General features: G+C 69.0%; 20 protein-coding genes and 1 pseudogene. 17 read left to right on the top strand and 4 right to left on the bottom strand.

Translation table 11 applies throughout. The features are described from left to right. Positions 1 to 39: 39 nt before the first annotated feature. Together ACFWI9_RS24630 and ACFWI9_RS24625 are read right to left on the bottom strand one after the other, a co-directional pair. Positions 40 to 276, bottom strand: coding sequence for a CsbD family protein (locus ACFWI9_RS24630; RefSeq protein WP_387165216.1), 237 nt, complete (start codon positions 274 to 276; stop codon positions 40 to 42). A gap of 110 nt (positions 277 to 386) precedes the next feature. After that, the gene (locus ACFWI9_RS24625; RefSeq protein ID WP_387165218.1) at positions 387 to 1,562 is read right to left on the bottom strand and encodes a PP2C family protein-serine/threonine phosphatase; all 1,176 of its coding nucleotides are present in this window, start codon (positions 1,560 to 1,562) and stop codon (positions 387 to 389) included. Positions 1,563 to 1,664: 102 nt separating this feature from the next. Here ACFWI9_RS24625 and ACFWI9_RS24620 point away from each other — a divergent pair, with 102 nt between their 5' ends. From ACFWI9_RS24620 to ACFWI9_RS24565, 12 genes are all read left to right on the top strand, one after another. Further along, positions 1,665 to 2,801, top strand: coding sequence for a glutamate--cysteine ligase (locus ACFWI9_RS24620; RefSeq protein WP_387165215.1), 1,137 nt, complete (start codon positions 1,665 to 1,667; stop codon positions 2,799 to 2,801). A 222-nt stretch (positions 2,802 to 3,023) separates the two neighbouring features. Next, positions 3,024 to 4,754: a SpoIIE family protein phosphatase gene (locus ACFWI9_RS24615; protein ID WP_387165217.1), complete on the top strand. Its 1,731-nt coding sequence runs from the start codon at positions 3,024 to 3,026 to the stop codon at positions 4,752 to 4,754. Positions 4,755 to 4,926: 172 nt separating this feature from the next. Continuing rightward, positions 4,927 to 5,253, top strand: coding sequence for a plasmid stabilization protein (locus ACFWI9_RS24610; RefSeq protein WP_387165214.1), 327 nt, complete (start codon positions 4,927 to 4,929; stop codon positions 5,251 to 5,253). Positions 5,254 to 5,412: 159 nt separating this feature from the next. After that, complete coding sequence (locus ACFWI9_RS24605; RefSeq protein ID WP_387165213.1) at positions 5,413 to 5,724, top strand: hypothetical protein; 312 nt, start codon at positions 5,413 to 5,415, stop codon at positions 5,722 to 5,724. Positions 5,725 to 6,385: 661 nt separating this feature from the next. Continuing rightward, positions 6,386 to 6,754: a low affinity iron permease family protein gene (locus ACFWI9_RS24600; protein WP_387165212.1), complete on the top strand. Its 369-nt coding sequence runs from the start codon at positions 6,386 to 6,388 to the stop codon at positions 6,752 to 6,754. Between the two features lie 115 nt (positions 6,755 to 6,869). Beyond that, on the top strand, positions 6,870 to 7,835 hold the full coding sequence (locus tag ACFWI9_RS24595; RefSeq protein ID WP_387165211.1) for an LLM class F420-dependent oxidoreductase: 966 nt from the start codon (positions 6,870 to 6,872) through the stop codon (positions 7,833 to 7,835). 107 nt (positions 7,836 to 7,942) lie between these two features. Then, positions 7,943 to 8,617 (top strand): HAD family hydrolase, encoded by a 675-nt coding sequence (locus ACFWI9_RS24590; RefSeq protein WP_387165210.1) that lies wholly within the window; start codon positions 7,943 to 7,945, stop codon positions 8,615 to 8,617. Between the two features lie 133 nt (positions 8,618 to 8,750). Continuing rightward, entirely contained in the window at positions 8,751 to 9,701 is a 951-nt protein-coding gene (locus tag ACFWI9_RS24585) for a GNAT family N-acetyltransferase (RefSeq protein WP_387165209.1), read from the top strand. 85 nt (positions 9,702 to 9,786) lie between these two features. Next, positions 9,787 to 11,685 carry a molecular chaperone HtpG gene (htpG, locus tag ACFWI9_RS24580; RefSeq protein WP_387165208.1) on the top strand — a complete coding sequence of 633 codons (1,899 nt, stop codon included), beginning with the start codon at positions 9,787 to 9,789 and terminating at the stop codon, positions 11,683 to 11,685. Between the two features lie 168 nt (positions 11,686 to 11,853). Continuing rightward, positions 11,854 to 12,303, top strand: a complete 450-nt coding sequence (locus tag ACFWI9_RS24575; RefSeq protein WP_387165207.1) for a PPOX class F420-dependent oxidoreductase — start codon at positions 11,854 to 11,856, stop codon at positions 12,301 to 12,303. Positions 12,304 to 12,494: 191 nt separating this feature from the next. After that, complete coding sequence (locus ACFWI9_RS24570; RefSeq protein WP_387165206.1) at positions 12,495 to 13,151, top strand: DUF2238 domain-containing protein; 657 nt, start codon at positions 12,495 to 12,497, stop codon at positions 13,149 to 13,151. Positions 13,152 to 13,215: 64 nt separating this feature from the next. Continuing rightward, positions 13,216 to 13,728: a GNAT family N-acetyltransferase gene (locus tag ACFWI9_RS24565; protein WP_387165205.1), complete on the top strand. Its 513-nt coding sequence runs from the start codon at positions 13,216 to 13,218 to the stop codon at positions 13,726 to 13,728. A 25-nt stretch (positions 13,729 to 13,753) separates the two neighbouring features. Here the strand turns inward: ACFWI9_RS24565 and ACFWI9_RS24560 are convergent, their stop codons facing one another. Then, the gene (locus ACFWI9_RS24560; RefSeq protein ID WP_387165204.1) at positions 13,754 to 14,620 is read right to left on the bottom strand and encodes a DUF4190 domain-containing protein; all 867 of its coding nucleotides are present in this window, start codon (positions 14,618 to 14,620) and stop codon (positions 13,754 to 13,756) included. Between the two features lie 213 nt (positions 14,621 to 14,833). Between ACFWI9_RS24560 and ACFWI9_RS24555 the strand changes: the two genes are divergently transcribed. The 4 genes from ACFWI9_RS24555 (at position 14,834) to ACFWI9_RS24540 (ending at position 17,757) form a co-directional block, all read left to right on the top strand. After that, positions 14,834 to 15,844, top strand: a complete 1,011-nt coding sequence (locus ACFWI9_RS24555) for a hypothetical protein (protein WP_387165203.1) — start codon at positions 14,834 to 14,836, stop codon at positions 15,842 to 15,844. A 99-nt stretch (positions 15,845 to 15,943) separates the two neighbouring features. After that, a complete protein-coding gene (locus ACFWI9_RS24550) occupies positions 15,944 to 16,579 on the top strand; it encodes an AAA family ATPase (protein ID WP_387165202.1) in 636 nt (211 codons plus the stop codon). Continuing rightward, complete coding sequence (locus ACFWI9_RS24545; RefSeq protein WP_387165201.1) at positions 16,576 to 16,836, top strand: hypothetical protein; 261 nt, start codon at positions 16,576 to 16,578, stop codon at positions 16,834 to 16,836. The genes ACFWI9_RS24550 and ACFWI9_RS24545 overlap by 4 nt, the downstream gene beginning before the upstream one ends. Before the next feature lie 75 nt (positions 16,837 to 16,911). Beyond that, complete coding sequence (locus tag ACFWI9_RS24540; RefSeq protein ID WP_387165199.1) at positions 16,912 to 17,757, top strand: dienelactone hydrolase family protein; 846 nt, start codon at positions 16,912 to 16,914, stop codon at positions 17,755 to 17,757. A gap of 11 nt (positions 17,758 to 17,768) precedes the next feature. Here ACFWI9_RS24540 and ACFWI9_RS24535 read toward each other — a convergent pair. Continuing rightward, positions 17,769 to 18,604, bottom strand: a pseudogene (locus ACFWI9_RS24535) (DUF1206 domain-containing protein). 112 nt (positions 18,605 to 18,716) lie between these two features. Here ACFWI9_RS24535 and ACFWI9_RS24530 point away from each other — a divergent pair. Then, positions 18,717 to 19,262 (top strand): GNAT family N-acetyltransferase, encoded by a 546-nt coding sequence (locus tag ACFWI9_RS24530; RefSeq protein WP_387165197.1) that lies wholly within the window; start codon positions 18,717 to 18,719, stop codon positions 19,260 to 19,262. Positions 19,263 to 19,415: the final 153 nt, after the last annotated feature.

Raw genomic sequence — 19,415 nt, 5'->3', positions numbered from 1 at the left:
GTGAGGGACCTCCCCGCAGTGGCCCCGGGGCCAGAGCGGTTACATGTTCTTGCGGACCTTGCCCTTCACTTCCTCAGCCGTGCCGCGTGCGGTCTTCTCCGTTTCGGCGGCCGCCTGCTTGGTCTTGCCCGTCAGGCGGTCGGCGGTGCCCTTCGCGCGCAGTTCTTCGTTGCCCATCGCCTCGCCGGCCTTCTGCTTGGCTTTGCCGACGGTTTCCTGGGCCTTGCCGCGGATCTTCTTTCCCTGGGCGGCCACGTGAATCAGCTCCTTGAGCATTCGGCGATTCTTCCGGCTACGTGTCGGCTACCTCGGACGCCCCATGCCAAACATGGTGGTCAGTTGCTCGACAGGGCTGCGACAGTCCGCCTTCAGACGCGTCCACGGCTTCAGTCGCCTCGTGGGCGGGGTCCGTGCCAGTCCAGGCACAGGGCTGCCGCGTCGTCCTCCAGGTGGCCGTGGCAGGCCTCCGAGACCGCCTCTGTCAAGGCGCGTACCACCTCGCGGGGATGCTCCGTGGCGGTCCGCCGGATGATTGCGGCCAGGTCCACGGATTCCGCCAGCCGTTCCTGCATGCCGTCCGTGTGGAGCACGAGCCGGTCGCCGGGCCGCAGGTCGAGGTGCTGCACCTGATACGGGGCGGGTGACGGCACACCGAACGGCAGGTGGGCATCGAGGGGCACCTGCCGGACCACGCCATCACGCAGACGCAGCGGCCACGGGTGACCGGCGTTCACCAGCCGCGCCCCAGCGCCGTCAAGCGGAATGCGCAGCATCTGCCCTGTGGCGAGCGCTCCCCGCCCGTGGTCGAGCACGGCCTGGTGGGTCTGGCGGGCCTGCTCGGCGAGATCACAACCGGCTCGGCGGGCCCCGCGCGAGGCGTTGACCAGCAAAGTCGCCAGCAGAGCGGAATTGATGTCGTGGCCCATCGCGTCGGTGACGGACACATGCAGAGTGTCATGGTCGAGTGTGTAGTCGTAGGTGTCGCCCGCGATGGCGTCGGCGGGTACGAGGGCTGCCGCGAAGGCGAACTGGGGCGCCTCACAGCACGGGGCCGAGGGCAGTAGCTGGCGCTGGATCTCGGCCGCCAGGCTCATCGGCGTGGTGCGTCGGCCCCAGTGGTAGAGATCGGTGAAGCGGCGGTCCGTGACGATGACGTAGGCCAGTGCGTGAGCGGTCTCCGCGACCTGCTCCAGAACCTCCTCCGACGCGTGCGGCAGCGTCAGCTCCAGCACGCCGATGGTGTCGCCGCGATTGGTGACGGGCGCGATCACGCGCTGGCCCAGCCCTCCGCTCGGTGCCGGCACGAGTCGCTGCTCGCGCAGCACCTCCTCGTAGAGGCTCCCGGCGAGCGGGATCTGCTGGGCCCGCCGGCCGGTCTGCGATTCGAGGTCCTCGCCCACCCGGACCAACTGCCGGCCGATGGCGTCGACGAACAGGAACGAGACGGACCGAGCTCCGAACCGGTCCCGCAGATTGCGCGCTACCACGTCCAGGGACTCCACCGGCGCGGCGTCCTCGGCCGCGGCGAGGATCTCCGCGAGCCCGACCCGGTCATCAACCACACCAGCCTCCGGTACAACAGTCAACTACAACAGAGTCAACAGCGACACCCGCCGCTATAGATTCCCTGGTGAGGCACGGGGTAGACGTACGATATGACCCGTGTGGAGCAGTCTGAACTGAATTCATGGGCAGAGCCACTCGTACGCACCGTCGGCGTCGAAGAGGAGTTCCTGCTCGTCGACCGCCACACCAGGCAGCCGGTGCCCCGAGCGTCTGAAGTGCTCGCCGGTGCGGCTCCACTGCTCGGGGATCTGGTGCAGAGCGAGTTCTACAGCTGCGTCGTGGAGACCTGCACCCGTCCGACCGTGTCCCTTACCGACCTCAGCCACCAGCTGGTCGAACTGCGGTCCCACCTCGCCGCGGCCGCACGTGAGGAGGACTGCCTGCTCCTGGGGTCGGCGACGCCCATCATCCCTCCCGACCGCCCCATCCCAGTCACGCAGAAGGACAGGTATCTGCGCATGGCGGCCCACTGCCGGGCGGTCGTGGACGGTGTGGAAGGCCCCACATGCGGGTGCCATGTGCACATCGGCACGTACGACAAAACCGAGGCGCTGGCCCTTTCCGGGCATCTGCGGCCCTGGCTGCCCGCCCTCCAGGCGCTCTCCGCGAACTCCCCGTTCGGCGGCGGACACGACAGCGGCTTCGCGAGCCGCCGGACGGTCGAGTTCGGACGCTGGCCGTCCGCCGGGCCCCCGCCGCTGCTCGATCGGGCCGGATACGAGGCGGCCCTGGATGACCTGATCTCGACGGGGGTCGTGCTGGACCGCCGCTCGCTCTACTGGTACGCGAGGCCCTCCGAGCATGTCCCCACCCTGGAGATCCGGGTCGCCGACGTCAACGCCGATCTGCACAGCACCGTCCTCGTCGCCGCGCTCGCCCGCGGCCTGTGCGCGGCGCTGCTGACGGATCTGCGCGACAGCCGCCCTGCGCCCAGCGTGCCGGACTCCCGGCTGCGGGCCGCCCACCGGTGCGCGGCCCGCGCGGGCGTGGCCGGGTTCCTGCCCGACCCGTTGACCGGTCAGCTGGTACCCGCCCACTGGCTCGTTGAGAGACTCCTCGACCGTGCGGTGCCCGGCCTCGCAGCGGCCGGCGACCTCCCCATGGTGCTCAGCCTCCTGGCCCGCCACTTCCGCCTCGGCACCGGAGCGGACCGCCAGCGCGCCTGCTACCACCGCACCGGGCGACTCCGGGATGTCGTGGACGCCACGGCTCGCTTGACCACCGCCGCGATGTGAGGACGCGCCCCGTCGGCCGAGCCCTTGCCGCAGGTACCCGGGGATGACGGCGGAGGAACGCCGAGCGGTGCTGATCACGCTTGTCAAGGAGGCGGGCGTCTTCAGGCCCTTTCTGACATCCTCGCTTCGAACCCGTATCCACCGGGGGGCCGGGATCCGCATGTGTCGGTGATGCGGTGGTAGACCAGAGGGAAGAAACGGAACGAGGAGGGGGAAGTGGATATCGCTGCGCCGGACGGCGGGGGAGCCCCGCTGGAGGAGTTCCGGGCAGGGGCCCAGGCCCTGCCCGCCGAGATATTCGAAGGCATCTCGGCGGCCGCCTTCGCGGTGGACGACAAGGGAATCACCGTCGCCGTGAACGGGAGAGCCGAGAAGCTGTTCCAGATGACAGCGAGCGAGCTCGTCGGCCAGGACGCGCACGATCTGCTGCACCGCGACAGTCACGGCCACCCGCTGCCCCGCACCCGGTGCGGACTGCGGATGGCTCTTCTCACCCATCGCACCGATCACTGCGAATCGGACTGGTTCACCCGCGGTGACGACACCCTGCTCGCCCTGGCCTGGCTCATCACCCCTTACGAGCTCGCTGCCGGAAACCTCGGCGCCCTGGTGCTGTTCTACCCACCGCACGAAGAGCCGGCAGCCCACCGCGACGATGCCGAGGCCCCCACGACGCTCACGGAACTCGACCGACTCGCCCTCCTCGCGGAGACCACCACCCAGCTCACCTCCACGCTCGACGTGGACGAGGCACTGCACCGACTGGCGGCCCTGACCGTCCCCCGGCTCGCGGACTGGGCGGTCGTCGACCTGATCAACGAAGTGGACGAGGTCAGGCGAGCGCTGGTCGTGCAGCATGCGGACGGCGTCCTGATCGAGCGGGTGGATCTCCAGGGCCCCATGCCCCCCGTCCCGCAGGAGTCCCCGATGCCCCTGTCACGGGCACTGCGCGGCGCTGCCTCCACCCTGGCGAGCCCGTCCACCTACCACGGGCTTCCGGACTCCGGGATCGCAGTCGAGCAGCAACGGCTCTTCACGGAGACGGGTATGCACTCGGCCGCTATCGCCCCGATCCGCGGACTGCGTGAGGTACTCGGCGCACTGACCCTGGGGCGCTCGCACCGGCCGGATCCCTTCACCGTCTCCGACCTGACGCTGCTGGAGGACCTCACCAGACGGGCGGGCCTCGCCCTGGACAACGCACGCCTGTACGAGCGGCAGCGCACCATCGCCGAGACGATGCAGCGGCATCTGCTGCCGCAGATGCCCACGGTGCCGGGTCTGCAGATCACAGCCCGATACGTGCCCGCTCCGCACGCCTCCCAAGTCGGCGGCGACTGGTACGACGCCTTCTCGCTCCCGGGGGGTGCGACCGCACTCGCGGTCGGCGACGTCGCGGGCCACGACCTCGATGCCGCCGGTGGTATGGCCCAGATCCGCAACATGCTGCGCGCCTTTGTCTGGACGCACCCGGAATCGCCTTCCGTCGCCGTCACACACCTCGACCAAGCCGTCATGCACATCGCTCAGGAGCCGATGGCCACCATGGTTCTGGCCCGGCTCACGACGGCCGGTGACGGCTGCTGGAGGCTGCACTGGACCAATGCCGGCCATCCGCCGCCGCTCCTGGTCAACTACGACGGCCAGTCGCGGTTCCTGAAGGGCGGGCACGGCATGCTGCTCGGCACGGGCACCCCGAGCGTCCGCACGGACGCCGAAGTCACTCTGCCCCCGGGGGCCACCCTCGTCCTCTACACCGACGGCCTGATCGAGTCCCGGCGTCACACCCTCGACGTCGGCATGGAGAGACTCCGAAGACACGCCGCGTCTCTGGCGCGGCGTCCGCTGAGCTCCTTCAGCGACTCCTTGCTCGCCCAGGCACGCCCGGACGACAACGACGACGATGTCGCCTTCCTCGCCCTTCGGACGCCGGATCCAGGCCGTGCCGGCTGAGCGCCTCGGTGCGGGTAGCGAGCAGCGGGTAGCGCAGATTGTGTCCCGACCGCGGGGGTAGACGTACGCACGTGGTGCGCCGCGCGAGCGCACGGACGTCAGAACCGAGCGAGACGGGCCCCGGCAGGAGCATCGTCCGGCTGAGGACCGACCGGAGCAGAGGAGTCGTGCCATGCCCGCGGGATCGAGCCCCAAGAGGGAACGCCAGTACGAGCACATCAAGGACAGCGCCGAGAAGCGCGGTGTCTCAGAGAGCCGTGCCAAGGAGATCGCCGCCCGCACGGTGAACAAGGAACGCGCACGCGCAGGCGAAGCGAAGGAGCCGAGCAGGACGTCCACCAGGGACCCCAAGTCGGCCTCCCAGCGAGGTGGCGAGCGCTCCCACCGCGGTGCGCAGGGCCCCACCAGGGACCAGCTCTACGAAGAGGCGAAGAAGAAGAACATCGACGGCCGTTCCTCGATGAACAAGGACGAGCTGCGGCGGGCCTTGGGACACTGACTCGGCGTCAGGCGCATGAGGCCGAGTCCGACGTCCGGGGGGCGGCGCGGCGACTCGGAGGCGTAGACGCTCCGAAGCGGGGCACACGCACCGTAGCGCGAAGCTGTCCGTCAGTGAGCGCGCGGATCGGGGTAAGTGGATTCGGCCGGGAGGGGCGGGATGTCCAGTGAGCTGTCGGCGCGTGAGGTCGCACTGCTTGACCAGCTCGAAGCCGCGCTATGCGCGGCTCCGGCCGTTCAGGTCCGGGCTCCGGAGCCTGAGAAGGCATACGCACGCCCGGCGGCGATCGCGGTCTACGCGGCAGTGTCCGGTCTGCTCTGCCTGGTGGCAGCCGTCTCACGGTCTTCGGCCATCGGATGCCTCGCGGTGGCCGTATGGGTGACAGCGGTGCTCCTGGTCTCCAGGCACTTCGGACATGGGCCCTCATGGCCCAGGCGTGATTCCGAACCGATGCGTGGCTCGCGTGGATGAGACGCGGGATACGACGTCAGCCCTCGACACCGGTCGCCATGTGCCCGCTCCAGGCTGACCATGGCCTGGTGCCCGTACACCTCCACACCCCGCACCGCGCCCCCCGCCGGAAGCCGCTCATCGGCGAGCCCCGCCGTACACGGCTTCTGCCCGGAGTCCTCCACCTCGCTTCTCGTCTCGGGCGCCAGCAGGGCACATGCCGACGCCTAGTCCCCGTCATGCGTCGCCTGCTCGAACGCGACGGCTTGCCTGGAGGCGCCATCACTCCGGGCGCTTGAGCCTCCGCACGCGCTCACGGCCCCCACGGCAAGCAGCAGAGTCGCGATACGAAGCGCTGCGGCGGCCCGGGTGGGCCGTCGCCGGCGGTTGCGACGACGGGTGGCTGCGACGGCGTCGTCATCGGCACACCTGATCCCCACGAGAACGGCCCTTTCGCCGCTGACACTGGCAATCGGATTCCTATCGGTCTGAAAGCCACCTCTTGCCACTGCCACTCCGTGGGCGAACCAGCGTCACCGTTCCGGCGTGCGCGGATGTGACGTCCGTGAGACACCCCGGCTGACTAGGCTGAGGTGCCCACCAGACCAGGGCGCGTCGTTGCCCTGGTTCGCTGGATGGTTCCCGCGCTGTGGTGGAGCGATGAGAGAAGCCGGAGTGGACGATGGCGGTGCGGCATCCCGCGGATCGCGGGGGCGACGAGCGCGGCAAGTTCGAGCAGCTTGCGGAGGAGGCCTCCCGTTTCACCAGCTCACCTGTGTTCTTCGGGCTGTGTCTCGCGCTGGTTGCCGGGGCCGCGGCCGTGCATGTCGCCGGGCTCGCCTTGGAGTGGCAGGTGTTCGCCGGGACCTGTATGACATCGGTGACTCTGCTGTTGCTGGCTCTGCTCAAGAACGCCGAGCTGCGGGCTGAGCGTGCCATCCAGCGAAAGCTGGACGCGATTGCCGCCGCCATGCTCGAAGCGGGCGAAGGCGAGCCGGGACAGGCACATGAGGAACTGAGGAAAGCCATCCGGCTGGAGGAGGAGACATGACCTCCCGCTGGTGGCTCTTCTGAACCGGGTGGCAACCCGGTCGCAACCGGAACGCACGAGGTGAACCTGGCGTCCGTGTTGTTTTGGATGCGAAGGCTCCGGCAAACCGTGAAGCATGGTGCGATTCGGATACACGATGATGACGGAACAGGCTGGGCCGAGGGCTCTCGTGGACGATGTCGTCGCGGCGGAGCGGGCAGGGTTCGACTTCTCCGTGACCTCCGACCACTACTTTCCGTGGCTCGCGTCGCAGGGCCACTCGCCCTACGCGTGGAGTGTGCTCGGAGCCGCGGCCCAGGCGACCACACGCATTCCGCTCATGACGTTCGTGACCTGCCCGACGACGCGCTACCACCCGGCCGTCGTGGCCCAGAAGGCAGCCACCATGCAGTTGCTCTCCGAAGGCCGATTCCGTCTCGGACTCGGATCGGGCGAGAATCTCAACGAGCATGTGGTGGGCGGCGGCTGGCCGTCCGCGCGGCACCGCCTCGAAAAGCTGGCGGAAGCGGTCGAGATCATCCGCGGTCTGTTCGCCGGTGTGGAGGTGAACCACCAGGGCGCCCATTTCGATGTGGTGAACGCGAAACTGTGGGATCTCCCGGACGAGGCCCCACCGATCGGGATCGCGGTATCCGGGGAACTCTCCTGCTCACTCGCCGGCCGACTCGCCGACCTGGTCATCGCCACCGAGCCGAACGCCGGACTCCTGGATGCCTTTGACCGGCACGGAGGCACGGGCAAGCCGCGGATCGGCCAGCTACCGGTCTGCTACGACAGCGACCGGGACGCCGCCGTGAGGCGTGCCCACGACCAGTTCCGTTGGGCCTTCGGCGGCTGGCCCGTCAATGCCGAGCTGCCCGGGCCGGCAGGATTCGAGGGCGCCAGCCAGTACGTCACTCCCGAGGATGTCGCCGGGAAGATCCCGTGCGGCGACGACCTCGGTGCCTTTGTCGACGCTGTCCGGCCGTATGCAGACGCGGGATTCACCGAGATCGCACTCGTACAAGTGGGAGGCGACCGGCAACGGCCCTTCATCGAATGGGCGGAGAAGCGACTGCTGCCGGCGTTGCGGGAGCTCTGAGCGCGCCGGTCCGTGCCGCCGCCCGCGACCGCTCGCCGGCTGCCCCGCGCCGGCTCCCGATCCGTAGCCCCGTGGATTCCCCTTCCCCCGTCCGAAAGGCGGCACCCATGCCACGCGCGGTTCTGTTCGACGTCGACGGCACTCTCACCGACACCAATCATCTGCATGTCGTCGCCTGGTGGGAGGCGTTCCGTCAAGCGGGACACCATGTGGCCATGCGCGAGATCCACCGAGCGATCGGACTCAGCGCGACCGATCTCATCGCCCATCTGCTGGGCGACGACCGAAACGGGGACGAGGACGAGGCTCTCGCGGCCGCCCATGCCACGCTGTACGGCACATGGTTCGACCGGCTCCCCGCTCTCGACGGAGCCCGGGACCTGCTGCACACGCTCGCGGGCCGCGGCTGGCGCATGGCACTGGTCACCTCGGCCGGAGGAGCGGAGCTCAAGGCCCTGCGGCGGGCCATCGACGCGGACGACGTCATCACCGGCGTGGCCTCGGCCGATGACGTCGAAGCCGGCAAGCCCGCACCTGATCCGGTTCGCCAGGCACTCGACACCGTCGGAGTGGTCGCCGCGGAGGCGGTCTTCGTCGGTGACACCGTGTGGGACATGAAGGCAGCCGGTGGGGCCGGTGTCCAGGCCGTAGCCCTGCTGTCGGGCGCAATCCCGCGCGCCGATCTCGAAGCGGCCGGAGCGGTCGCCGTCTACCGGGACCCGGCAGACCTTCTCTCACACCTGGATCGCAGTGTGTTCGCGGAGTACGAGCGCCGCGCGTGAGGCGGTCCGGACAGGGACCCCGGTGCGCTGGTACGCAACGGGCCGAGGGTGAGCCAGGCGCCGCGACCCACGTGCGGCCCGGGGTGGCATAAACGGTTTGCGGCGTCGCTGCGCCGCCACCGACAGTGGCCTGATGCATGCCGCTCCCATAGTCACCGTGCGCGCCGCCACCCTGGACGACGCGCCACTGATCTGCGACCTCCTGAACGCCATCGACACCATCGAGACGGGTAGGCCGGAAACCGACCTGCACACCGTCGAAGCCGACCTCAGCCATACCGAAGTGGACCTCGAGCACGACAGCTGGCTCGCCTTCGAGGACGGCGCACTGGTCGCCTACGCCCTCGCGTGGGACGACTCGGGCGCCGACCGCATCGACACCGACCACTACGTGCTGCCCGAACACCAGGCCGCGGGGGAGCGGCTGCTGGCACTGGCGGAAGAATGGGCGCGGGAGCGCGCTGACGCCAACGGAGCCCCACAGGCCGTCGTGCACCTGCACCTCAACCAGCACCCGACACTGGACACCGCCAGACTCGAAGCCCGCGGCTGGGAGCGGGTGCGGCGCTACCACGTGATGGAGCGCCCCCTTTCGGCCCAGGCCGACCCCGTTCCGCAGCCTCCCGCCGGTGTGACCCTGCGGGACTGCACCGCCGAGGCCGACCGCCGGCGCGTCCACGCACTGGTCGAGGAAACCTTCGCAGCGCACTTCGACCATCAACGCCGCGGCTACGAGCAGTGGCTCGAAGACATCGACGGCACCCGTCTGGACTGGTCGCTGGTATGGATCGCCTCGGTCGACGGCGTCGGTGACGCCGCGGTGCTCCTCTCACGCAACGATCGCGCCGCCATGGGATGGGTCCGCAACCTCGGCGTCCGCGAGGAAGCACGCGGCAGGGGGCTCGGCGGCTACCTGCTGCGTCACGCGTTCGGCACGTACGCACGGCTGGGCCGCGACAGTATCGGCCTCGGCGTCGACACCCTCAACGCGAGCAGGGCGCTGAGTCTCTACGAGGCACACGGCATGCGCGCGCACCACGCCGTCGACACATGGGAAGCAGTCCTTCCGGCGCGGAGGGGCTGACCTCGACTCAGACCCGTTCCGAACAGGGTGATTTAGAGTGGACGCCGCCCGTTCCCATCATCGGATCTGCGAGGTATACGCGAACATGTCGACTGAGACGTTTGAGTTCCAGGTGGAAGCCCGTCAGCTGCTCCAGCTGATGATCCACTCGGTCTACTCGAACAAGGATGTCTTCCTGCGGGAGCTCGTCTCCAACGCCTCCGACGCACTGGACAAACTGCGGCTCGAGAAGCTGTGGGACGACTCACTCGACGCCGACGTGTCCGATCTGCACATCGACATCGCCATCGACCAGGACGCCCGCACGCTCACGGTGCGGGACAACGGCATCGGCATGTCGTACGAAGAGGTCGGGCGGCTCATCGGCACGATCGCCAACTCGGGCACCGCGAAGTTCCTCCAGGAGCTCAAGGAGGCCAAGGACGCGGCCGGGAAGGAAGGGCTCATCGGCCAGTTCGGCGTCGGCTTCTACGCCGGCTTCATGGTGGCGGACGAAGTCACCCTGGTAACCCGGCGCGCCGGCGAGGCCCAGGGCACCCGCTGGACCTCGCGCGGCGAGGGAACCTACACGCTGGACACCGTTGACGACGCCCCGCAGGGCACCGCGGTCACGCTCCACCTCAAGCCCGCCGACGTGGAGAACCAGCTCCACGACTACTGCTCCCCGTGGAAAGTCCGGGAGATCATCAAACGGTACTCGGACTTCATCACCTGGCCCATCCGCATGCTGCCTGAAGCCGGCTCCGGTGACGAGGCGCCCGAACCCGAGACGCTCAACTCCATGAAGGCACTGTGGGCGCGCTCGCGCGACGAGGTGACCGACGAGGAGTACCACGAGCTGTACAAGCACATCGGCCACGACTGGCGTGACCCGCTGGAGACGATCCGCCTCCAGGCGGAGGGCACCTTCGAGTACCAGGCCCTGCTGTTCCTCCCCGAGCACGCCCCCCACGACCTGTTCACCCGGGACTCCAAGCGCGGCGTGCAGCTCTACGTCAAGCGCGTTTTCATCATGGACGACTGCGAGGCACTGCTTCCGCCGTACCTCCGCTTCGTCAAGGGCGTTGTCGACGCCGCGGACCTCTCGCTCAACGTCTCCCGCGAGATCCTCCAGCAGGACCGCCATATCGAGATGATGCGCCGAAGGCTGACGAAGAAGGTCCTGTCCACGGTCAAGGAGATGATGGCCAAGGACCAGGACCGCTACGCCACGCTCTGGCGGGAGTTCGGCACCGTCCTGAAGGAGGGACTCGTCACCGACCCCGAGAACCGGGAGGCCATCCTCGCCTTCGCGTCCTTCGCGAGCACCCACCACGACACGGAGCCGACCACGCTCAAGCAGTACGTGGAGCGGATGAAGGACGGGCAGGAGGACATCTACTACCTGACCGGTGAGTCCCGCCAGACCATCGAGAACTCCCCGCACATGGAGGCGTTCCGGGACCGGGGAATCGAGGTGCTGCTGCTCACCGACCCCGTCGACGAGGTTTGGGCTGACGCCGTCGGCGCGTACGAGGGCAAGCAGCTGCGGTCCGTCGCCAAGGGCCGGATCGACCTCGACGCGAAGGACGACGACACCCCCGACGCCGAGCGGGAGAAGCAGACCGAGAAGTACGCCGGGCTGCTCTCCTGGTTGAGCGAGGAGCTGGACGAGGACGTCAAGGAGGTGCGCCTGTCCTCGCGGCTCACGGTCTCCCCGGCCTGTGTCGTCTCCGACGCGCACGACCTGACCCCGGCACTGGAGAACATGTACCGCGCCATGGGCCAGGAGATCCCCAGGGCCAAGCGGATTCTGGAACTCAACCCGGACCATCAGCTCGTCAAGGGTCTCAACCAGGCCTACATGGAGCGCGAGGACCGCACCGGACTCGCCGAGACCGCCGAGGTACTCCTCGGTCTGGCGACCCTCGCCGAGGGCGGTCAGCCCAAGGAGCCGGCCCGTTTCGTCAAGCTGATGGCGGACCGTCTGGAACGCGCTCTGTAGCCTCCGTAGCCGGACATCCCGTAGGCGGCCTGCCCCCCCGTACACCGCGGGCGGGCCGCCGATTCCGACCAACGCAGCGTCGACGACGCGCCTTCCGTTGCCGCCGGTGTCCCAGGAGTATCGTTCGCGCCGAACGACTGCCTTGGCGACGTGCGAGGAATGGTGCCCATGCGGGAGATGAGCGAACCCGAGTGGCGTTCCTTCGTCCTGGAAGGCACGAGGACCGGCAAGCTGGCGACGAACCGGGCCGACGGCAGGCCCCATGTGACACCTGTCTGGTTCCTGCTCGACACGTCGCCAACCGGCGGCGGAGAGCCGCCCACCCTCGTCTTCACGACCTGGCACGAGTCCCTCAAGTACAAGTCCCTGCGCCGCGATCCGCGTTTCTCGCTCTGTGTCGACGACCAGGAACCCCCTTTCTCGTACGTCATGCTCGAATGCACGGCACGGCTCACCGACGACCCGGGTGACCTGGCCCTCTGGGCAGCGCGGATCGGCGCCCGCTACATGGGCGAAGCGCGGGGACGCGAGTACGGCGAGCGCAACTCGGTCCCGGGGGAGTACCTGGTGCGAGCACGGGTGGACCGGGTGATCGCCCGCCACGCCATCGCCGGCTAGCCCCCGCTCTGTCGGCTCCTGGACACGGCCCGGGGCGTCGCCGTGGCGAATCGAGCGGCGACGGTGGGCGAGGATCTCCGCATCGGCCGCCGAGCCACCCGTGCCGTGCCCGGAGCATCTGAGTAGGCGTACTCAGGCCGCCGTGGATCTCCGTCGGCATGATGAAGCGGCCGAGGAGAAGGAGCGCTGCCATGTCCCTGATCGAGACCACCCCCGTCCGTACCACCGGCGCACCTGCGCGGTCGCGGCTCCTTCCGCGTGTCTGCGTCCTGGTGGTGGTCGCCGGGCTGGCCCTCTCCGCCTGGGCGCCGTACGACCGGATGACCTGGCTGCTGGAAGTGGTGTGGGTGCTGGTCGGGTTGCCGCTGGTCGTTCTGGCTTGGCGGCGCTTCCCGCTGACCGGGCTGCTGTGCCTGCTGCTCACGGCACACGCTCTCGTGCTGGTGCTGGGCGGGCACTACACCTACGCCCGGGTGCCGCTCGGCGAGTGGGTGCAGAGCGGCCTGGGGCTCGACCGGAATCCGTACGACAGGTTCGGGCACCTGATGCAGGGCTTCGTACCCTGCATCCTGGTAAGGGAGTTGCTGACCCGCACCGCGCCTCTGCGCGGCAGCCGCTGGCTGGCACCGCTCACCGTCTGCGCATGTCTGGCCTTCAGCGCGGTCTTCGAGATGTTCGAGTGGGCGTCGGCCGTCATCGGCGGACACGCGGCGGACGACTTCCTGGCCACCCAGGGCGACGTATGGGACACCCAGTGGGACATGTTCTGCGCGCTGATCGGTGCGGTTCTCGCGCTGCTTCTGCTCCGCAAGCTGCATGACCGGCAGCTGACACGCCTGCCCGGCTGACGGAGCCGGCAGCCGCTCAGGGCCATGAGCCGGCTATCGGACAGAGCCCGTAGGGTTCCTTGGCATGACCGTGCTCCGTGGTGCCTCCGTCGTCCTCCGCCCCGCCGTAAGCGAAGACGTCCCCGCACTGGCCGCCATCCGCGCCACGCCCGAGGTGCGGGCGCGATGGAGCGGCGGGACCGACCTCCAGGCCGACGTGGCGGAGGACCTCGAAGACCCGGAGACCCGGTGCCTGGTCATCGAACACCGAGATCGCACCATCGGCATGATCCAGTGGCACGCCGAGGACGAACCGGACTACCGGCATGCCGGGATCGACCTGTTCCTCGATCCCTCTGCTCACGGCAGGGGGCTGGGCACGGACGCCGTGCGGACGCTGGCCCGCCATCTGATCGACGCTCTCGGCTACCACCGGCTGGTGATCGACCCGGCCGCCGACAACACCGTCGCGATCCGCTGCTACACCAAGGTCGGATTCCAGCCGGTCGGGATCATGAGGCAGTACGAGCGCCGAGCCGACGGCACATGGCACGACGGGCTCCTGATGGACCTGCTGGCCGCTGAACTGGTGCGCTGAATCTCCGCCTCTCCGCAGCGCCGGATCAGTTGGGGCCTGACCAGTAGGCGTATTCCCACTGCGCCGAGTCAGGGCTGAACTCCACCTCGATCTTGTCGGCCGCGTCCGGCGGAAGCGAGAACGCGTACTTGCCGACGGCCTGCCCGCCCGGCAGGACATATCCGGTGATCACCTTCTGACGTCCGCTGCCGTCGATCACCAACTCCGCGGACGCCCCGTCGGCGTCATTGACGTTCGGCAACCCGGTCTCGACCGAGACCCGCTGCTTGCCCGTGTTCACGACCGTCACCGTCACCTGAACGGCTTTGTTCCCCTTCGCATGACCGAACACGATCTCGTGCGGGATGAACGGCTCCGGCTTGGCGACGGTGACCTTCAGCCCGTTCTCGAACGTGTAGGAACCACCGAACGACAGATGTCTGGCCCGCTCCTTCTCTTCCTCCTCTTCCGCGGCCTTCTCGGCTGCGGCCTCGGACGCCTCGGCCTTGGCGCGAGCGCTGTCGGCGGCCTTCTTCACCGTCACCACGGCGAAGATCCCGCCGCCGACCGAGAACAGCAGACCGACCGCACCCAGGATGACACCCGCCAGGGCCATACCCCTGTTGGTCGCGAGTCCCTTCCGCGCTTGCCGGAGCCCGATGAAGCCGAAGACCACGGCCAGCAGAGCCGGCAGCCAGGCCATCCAGAACAGGACGACGACCATGCCGAGGACCGCGCCCACCGTGCCGAGCACCAGAGCCGATATGCCCATCGCGTTGCGAGGCTGCGGCGGCAGCGCCGGGTACGACGGCCACGGCCCGCCCGCCGATACGGGCGGCGTACCCCACGGATCATGACGGGTCGACGGCTGTCCCGCGAGGTTCTGGTCGGCGGTCGGAGGGGGAGTGGTCACACTCGGTCCTTCGGGCGATTGTTTTCGATTTTGACGAGTCAATGACACTAGCAGGCGCTATTCGTACTTTCTGACCATTAATTGCGGGGTGCGGATGAGCCGGCGGGTCACCCGCTTGACCGGGTGGGCGTGCGCGGCATGCGCCCATTCCGTGACAGTGGGGGTTGGCAGGCACGGCTGGTGGCGTCACCTGCCCACGACGGAGGAGCGCGTGTGGTGGACTCTCGAGCCGCGAGGCGTCTCGCCGGCGCTGTCCTGTGTCTGCTCGCCGTGTCAGGCACCGGCTGCGCCGGTACGCAGTCGGTCGGCGGCGGCCCCCCGGCCGTCCCGAGTCCCGCCGATGGCGGCGGCGAGCTCATCATCGACTTCCTCGACACGCCCGGCCTGCCCCGTCACTTCCGCACAGCCATGAGCCCGCTGTCCCGGGAACCAGGCCCCCGGCCCAGCCTCATCGGCCTCAGGGAACTGCGGATGTCCGGCAGCGCCTCCCCGTCGCAGGACGGCTGGCAGGCGGTACGGCGAGATCTCCCCCACGTGCCGGGCGGCCGGCTGTTCGACGTGGACCTGCGCCAGGAGACCCATCTCTACGTCGATGGCGCGGTGGTCAGCTGGTATGGAAAGGACGACGACGCCAATATCGGGATGTCGCGCGAGCAGCTGCTCCGGTTGCAGACCACCCGTTTGGAGGAGCTGCGCGCCTGGCCCGTCATCCCGTTCGCCTACCTGCCGAAGAAGTCGGCCGCCGCCACTCTGCCCCCGGTCGAGGGACCCCGAACGGTGAGGACCGAACAGGAGACCGTCACTCCGTACGGCTTCGCCTACCGCTACCTCCCGGTACCCGACCGCCATATGCCCACACCGCGGACCGCGGACGTCTTCGTCGCCCTGGCCCGTACCCTGCCCGCGGACGGCTGGCTGCACATGCACTGCAGGGAAGGACACGGCCGCACCACCACCTTCATGGCGATGTACGACATGATCAAGAACGCCAGGCAGGTTCCGCTCGCCGACATCCTGCGGCGCCAGCACCTCCTGGGCGGCGCCGGAACGGATCTCGCGGCCGACCCCGCGCGCGCCGCGTTCCTCCGGACCTTCTACGACTACGCGCGCCACAACGACGACGGCTTCCGCAGCTCGTTCACCGACTGGCTTGCCGCCCACCCGCACCCGACCGAGGACTACCCGCTGCTGATGCCGCCGCCCCGGCAGACCGGCTCCAAGTAGACGGCGCGACGGCCCTCGACTGACTGCTTGCGAGTGAACGGTACGACTTCGCGCTCGCGTCGGCCCCTGATCGGCTGTCAGGCCGGTTAGCGTGCTTCCGTGCCGCTGAGCTGTGCATTCGTGAACCTCAAGCCCGGAGTCGGCAAGACGACCAGTGCCGTCTGGCTGGCACACGCCCTGCATGAGTCGGGCCGCTCTCCGCTGCTGGTCGACAGCGATCCTGCCTCCTCCGCGCTGCGCTGGAGCGAGCTCGCGGACGGCTTCCCCTTCCCCGTCATCGCCCTGCCCGTCGGCGACGTCCACCGCCGGGTGAACGACTTCCTGGGCAACAGACAGGCTGTGGTGCTCGACGCGCCGCAGATGGAGGACCACGCACGTATCACCCGCAGCGTCATGAGGTACGCGAGCGAGTGGATCATCCCGGTGACGCCGGCTCCCATCGAACTGGACCGCATGGCACCGATCCGTGCCGAGATGGACGAGGTGCAGTCGCTGCGCCCCGAGCCGGCCAGGGCCGTGGTCCTGCTGAATCGCACCAATCGCCCTGACGCCACCCGCACCGGGCCGGATGCGGATGCTCGCGAGGCACTCACCGAGTGGGGGTTCACGGTGTTCGACACCCAGATCGCACGGCTCGACCTGTATTCCCAGTCCTTCGGTAGTCCCGTCCGGGCAAAGGGCTCAGCCTACATGGAGCTCGCCGAGGAACTGATCAAGCGTCAGGAAGCGGCATGACGGAACGCAAGGACAGGTATCGCGCGGCGCTGGAGCGCGGCGGGGACAGCACAGCCCGGTCCCCGAAGGCCACCACGCTGCACAGCCGGTACGTCAGCGTGACGATCGAAGTGGATCCGGACCTGAGGGAGGGCCTGATGCGCTGGGCCGGTCCGCCCCTCTCCCTGCTGGTACTCGCGGGCACCACGGTCCTCCGCGTGGTCTCGGACGCCACTGCCAGGCTGCCCCTCGTTCCCAGCGGTGACCGCCGTACCTGACGGCCACGGGAAGTGTGGGCGAAGAGAATTGACACCAGGGGCGCACAGCGACCCGGCATGGGCCAAGGTGTACCCATGGCAGACCACGACCTCAGCGGCTTCGCCCCCGGCACCTTCACCCATGAGGGGGTCACCCGTCGGATCCTGCGGCGCGGCACCGGACCTGCCGTGATCGTGATGGCGGAGATACCCGGAATCACCCCCAAGGTCGCCGAGTTCGCCGAACGGGTGGCCGCGCTCGGCTGCACCGCCGTACTCCCCGTACTGTTCGGGCACCCCGGACGTGATCCGCACCCCAGCGCTCACGGGCGGCTCAAGGCCGGTCTCTACACCGCCTCGACGCTGTGGAAGGTGTGCGTGAGCCGTGAGTTCACCCTGCTCGCCACGGGCAGGAGCTCACGTGTGGTCGACTGGCTGCGCGCACTGGCGGCACACGAGCACGACCGGTGCGGTGGGCCGGGGGTCGGGGCCATCGGCATGTGTCTCACCGGTGGCTTCGCCCTGGCCATGGCAGTGGACGACCGCCTGCTCGCCCCGGTCCTGTCCCAGCCCTCCCTGCCGGTCGCCATCACCCGGGGCAGAGCCGGCGGTATCGACATCTCCGCGGACGACCTCGCCGCCGTCCGCGGGCGATGCGAACGCGACGGGCTCCAAGTGCTGGGCCTGCGGTTCCACGGCGACCGCCTCGTGCCGGGCGACCGGTTCGCGTTCCTGCGCCGGGAACTCGGCGCGGCATTCACCGCCGTCGAACTCGACGACGCGTCAGCGAACCCCGAAGCCGTGCTGCCGCCGCACTCCGTCCTGACGGAGCACCTTGTCGACGAGCCCGGGCAGCCGACCCGAACGGCACTGGACCAGGTACTCGACCTGCTGCGTACCCGGCTGTTCGAGCAGGACAAGGAACCCACCGCGAAGGTATGACCCGGCAGCCGTCAGACCCTGCGCCAGCGGGCCATGCAGAACGAGAACACACCGAACAGCACGAGGCCGGCCGCTGTGGCCGCCATCAGCCACGGACCGGCAGCCGTGGCAGCGAACGTACGCAGGTGTCGTCCAGGCCCTTGGCCTCACTGGGGTCGTACCTGACCGCCGCCCGCACGGCGAACCCGCCCGCCACCGCGAATACCAGCCCACGTGCCACACCACCAGTGATTCCGCAGAAGTCGACAATACGCCGTGTGCGGCGGCCCATCCCGCCCGTCCTGAGGTGCTTGTGGTACTTGCGCAGAGCAGCGCGTACACCGATCCACAGGCCCGCACCAGCGATACCGGCGCCTGCGGCGCCCACGATCCACTGGCCGCCCGGCAGTTCCAGTGCCCGTGCCGTCACGTCCCGCGACTGACGATCACCCGAACCAGCGCCGCGCTCGCCCATGGTGAAGGAGAGCACCGAGTAGGCGACGGTCGCGTAGAAGACGCAACGTACCGCCGACAGGGCCCGCTTACGGGCTTTCCCCCCATCCGGTCCGGCAGCACCGAACAACGCCTCCGACAACCGCCAGAGCACCATGCCGATGAGCCCGATCCCGAGCGCCCACAACACGGCGACGCCGAACGGCCGGTCCGACAACGCCTCCAGCGCACCGGAGCGGTCTGCCTCCTCGCCGGATCCGGAGCCTGTGGCCACCTGTAGCGCGAGCACGCCGATGAGAAGGTAGATGACACCCCGTGCGGCCAGACCCCAGCGTGCTCCGGTCTCCACGACCGAACTGCGGGCTGCCCGACGTGCCATGGACCGGCTCTGAAGAGTCAATGCGCGTGCGTTCATGCATCCCGCTTGCCCATGAAATCCGTGGGCGAACGTGCTCGGCCGGCAGCGGGTGCCGCGACGCTCCGGCCTCCAGGCGCGAGCCGGTCCGGAACCCGGGCAGGATGAGCGGATGGATCAGACTCTCGACGTCCCCGAGCTCGCCGCTGGTGCGTTCACGCTTCGACCGTGGCGCCTCTCGGACCTGCCGCTTGTCCGTGAGGCGTCGCACGACGAGTACATCCCGCTGATCACGACGGTGCCGTATCCCTGTTCCGAGCAGGAAGGCGTCGCGTTCATCGAACGGCAGTGGGGCCGGGCGACCACGAGTGCGGGGTATCCGTTCGTCATCGTCGACGCTGACAGCCGACCGGTCGGCCAGGTGGGGCTGTGGCTGAAGGACCTGGCAGAGGGTCGCGCCACATTGGGCTACTGGGTCGTCAAGTCGGCCCGCGGCCAGGGAGCCGCCGTGGCCGCTGTCGGCGCGGTGGCCGAATGGGCCTTGCGCGACCTGCGCATTCCCCGTCTCGAGCTGTATGTGGAGCCGTGGAACACAGCCTCCGTACGCACCGCCGAGCGCATGGGGTTCCAGTGTGAAGGGCTGCTCCGGAAGTGGCAGCAGGTGGGTGGCGCACGCCGGGACATGTTCGTCTACTCGCTGCTGGGCGGGCGGTCGTGAGCAGGCCGAGCGCCAGCTGGGCCGGGTGACCGTAGCCCGGGGTCCCCAAACGGCTCCCCCGGCCACTCCACCCCAAACCCCGCACCCCCCCCACCCGGAGCCCCCCCACCGACGCCACGCCCCCACAAAAAAGTTACAACAGGGTGAGCTAAA

Source organism: Streptomyces sp. NPDC127084, assembly GCF_042724175.1.
In the GTDB taxonomy this organism is placed as follows: Bacteria; Actinomycetota; Actinomycetes; order Streptomycetales; family Streptomycetaceae; genus Streptomyces.
The sequence above is the reverse complement of the archived record's forward strand: the minus strand, read 5'-3'. Positions and strand labels throughout refer to the sequence as shown.

Bases quoted from the DNA above. Each gene is read 5' to 3' on its own strand.
- ACFWI9_RS24605 (WP_387165213.1), top strand. From the start codon at position 5,413: ATGTCCAGTGAGCTGTCGGCGCGTGAGGTCGCACTGCTTGACCAGCTC.
- ACFWI9_RS24630 (WP_387165216.1), bottom strand. From the start codon at position 276: ATGCTCAAGGAGCTGATTCACGTGGCCGCCCAGGGAAAGAAGATCCGC.
- ACFWI9_RS24570 (WP_387165206.1), top strand. From the start codon at position 12,495: ATGTCCCTGATCGAGACCACCCCCGTCCGTACCACCGGCGCACCTGCG.
- ACFWI9_RS24610 (WP_387165214.1), top strand. From the start codon at position 4,927: ATGCCCGCGGGATCGAGCCCCAAGAGGGAACGCCAGTACGAGCACATC.
- ACFWI9_RS24590 (WP_387165210.1), top strand. From the start codon at position 7,943: ATGCCACGCGCGGTTCTGTTCGACGTCGACGGCACTCTCACCGACACC.
- ACFWI9_RS24585 (WP_387165209.1), top strand. From the start codon at position 8,751: ATGCATGCCGCTCCCATAGTCACCGTGCGCGCCGCCACCCTGGACGAC.
- ACFWI9_RS24530 (WP_387165197.1), top strand. From the start codon at position 18,717: ATGGATCAGACTCTCGACGTCCCCGAGCTCGCCGCTGGTGCGTTCACG.
- ACFWI9_RS24600 (WP_387165212.1), top strand. From the start codon at position 6,386: ATGGCGGTGCGGCATCCCGCGGATCGCGGGGGCGACGAGCGCGGCAAG.
- ACFWI9_RS24575 (WP_387165207.1), top strand. From the start codon at position 11,854: ATGCGGGAGATGAGCGAACCCGAGTGGCGTTCCTTCGTCCTGGAAGGC.
- ACFWI9_RS24545 (WP_387165201.1), top strand. From the start codon at position 16,576: ATGACGGAACGCAAGGACAGGTATCGCGCGGCGCTGGAGCGCGGCGGG.
- ACFWI9_RS24565 (WP_387165205.1), top strand. From the start codon at position 13,216: ATGACCGTGCTCCGTGGTGCCTCCGTCGTCCTCCGCCCCGCCGTAAGC.
- htpG (WP_387165208.1), top strand. From the start codon at position 9,787: ATGTCGACTGAGACGTTTGAGTTCCAGGTGGAAGCCCGTCAGCTGCTC.
- ACFWI9_RS24540 (WP_387165199.1), top strand. From the start codon at position 16,912: ATGGCAGACCACGACCTCAGCGGCTTCGCCCCCGGCACCTTCACCCAT.
- ACFWI9_RS24595 (WP_387165211.1), top strand. From the start codon at position 6,870: ATGGTGCGATTCGGATACACGATGATGACGGAACAGGCTGGGCCGAGG.